At 63.9% G+C, this 1,254-nt stretch carries 2 protein-coding genes; both read right to left on the bottom strand.

Features of this window, described 5'->3' with window-relative positions; genetic code table 11:
• Nucleotides 1-28 precede the first annotated feature (28 nt).
• Nucleotides 29-877, bottom strand: coding sequence for an IS3 family transposase (locus tag NUV79_RS25180; protein ID WP_257735808.1), 849 nt, complete (start codon nt 875-877; stop codon nt 29-31).
• Entirely contained in the window at nt 826-1,131 is a 306-nt protein-coding gene (locus tag NUV79_RS25175) for a transposase (RefSeq protein WP_374679334.1), read from the bottom strand. The genes NUV79_RS25180 and NUV79_RS25175 overlap by 52 nt, the downstream gene beginning before the upstream one ends.
• Nucleotides 1,132-1,254 lie beyond the last annotated feature (123 nt).

Genomic DNA, 1,254 nt, shown 5'->3' with positions numbered 1-1,254 from the left:
TGGAGTGCGCCCTTGCGGGTAGACAGGATCAGGCTGCGGATTTGACCATGAGCCGGGCGTGTTGATCCTCGAACTGCTGCGGGCTGAGATAGCCGAGCGCGGAGTGCAGTCGGCTGGCGTTGTAGACCTGATCGATGAAGCGTGGAAGGTCGGCAGCGACGTCCTCGAAGGTTTCGTAGGCCATCGGATAGACGGCTTCGACCTTGAGCGTCTTCATGAAGCTCTCGGCCTTGGCGTTATCGTAAGGATTGCCGCGGCGACCCATCGATCCGACGAGAGCATGTTCGGCCAGGGCCTGCCGGTAGCGTCCGGCAGCATATTGCGATCCGCGGTCGCCGTGATGGACGCAACCTGGTGGCGGGCTGCGCTTTTCAATGGCCGAGTGCAGGGCGGCCAGCGTCAGCCTGACGTCGATTGAGCGGCCGATGGCATAACCGACGACCCTGCGCGACCAAGCGTCGAGGATGACGGCGACGTAGACGAAGCCCGTGGTGATCGCGACGTAGGTGATGTCGGCCACCCAGAGCTGGTTCGGTCCGTCCGGGACCATGTTCTTCGCCAGGTTCGGGAAGATCGGCAGTTCGTGATCGCTATCGGTCGTGGCGACGTAGCGCCGGCGCCGACGTGGCTGAAGATCATGCTGGCGCATCAGGCGTCGGATTTTCTTGTGATTGACGACGAAGCCGCGGTGCCGCAGCGCTGCCTGCATCCGGCGGTAGCCATAGGCCTCGAAACGATCGGAGATTGCCGCCATCGTCTCGACGAGCGCTGTGTCGTCGATGCTGGTGGCCGGCTTGTCGTAATAGGTCGAGCGCGCGATCCCCATCAGCCGGCATCCTTCGGCGACGGAGATGCCGCGGGGCCGGTGACGACGGATGTAGTCGCGCTTCTCGGCCGCGGTCCGTGCTTCAGAGCCCCCTTTAGGAACTCGAGCTCCAGGGCCTGTCTGCCGACCAGCCGTTCCAGCGCGGCGATGCGCGCCTCGTAGGCTTCGATCGTATCGGCGGCGGCGGCCTCGTCGTCGAAGGCGCCGGCCTCGAACTTCTGGATCCAGATGCGGATCAGGTTGCGCGACAGATCGTGTCGTCGAGCGAGGCTGTGGAGCGTCTCGCCCGCCAGGTAATCCTGCACCACCTGGCGCTTGAATTCGATGCTGTGGGATCGATGTCGAACCATGGGCTTTCATCCTTCGAAAGCCCGGCTTCCCGGTCAATTGCTTACCGTCGCGCTGTCCGCCTCAAGGGGCGCACTCCA

The sequence above is a fragment of the Allobosea sp. 47.2.35 genome (genome assembly GCF_024655635.1).
Lineage (GTDB): Bacteria > Pseudomonadota > Alphaproteobacteria > Rhizobiales > Beijerinckiaceae > Allobosea.
Note: the sequence above shows the minus strand (reverse complement) of the source record. Positions and strands in the feature narration are given on the sequence as shown.